The 279-nt window shown below is 57.0% G+C and carries 1 protein-coding gene; it reads right to left on the bottom strand.

Features of this window, described 5'->3' with window-relative positions; translation table 11 throughout:
• On the bottom strand, nt 1-279 hold a 279-nt coding region (locus SB771_RS34140; RefSeq protein ID WP_410721935.1), incomplete at both ends, for a CYTH domain-containing protein.

Raw genomic sequence — 279 nt, forward strand, 5'->3', positions numbered from 1 at the left:
GGTTGATCCGCGTGACAAACACCGGCTTTAATTGGGCGGCAACGGTCTCATCATGGACAAGCTTCCCGCAGTCGCTTTTCTCTGAGATCTGTTCATGGAACAGCGTCAGATCGGGCGCGTCGCCATTGACGGGCATCTCAAACTCGTCCCTGTCGAACAGCCCCGCCTTGGGCGATGCTTCCAGCTTCAACGTCTGGATTCTCTCGTTGGCGACAGCACGCACGCGCAGCGATGAGCCACACCGGTGAAACGAAAGTTCGGGCGTATCAAAATACGTGC

The sequence above is a fragment of the Burkholderia sp. SIMBA_051 genome, from assembly GCF_046534915.1.
GTDB classification, from domain to species: domain Bacteria; phylum Pseudomonadota; class Gammaproteobacteria; order Burkholderiales; family Burkholderiaceae; genus Burkholderia; species Burkholderia ambifaria.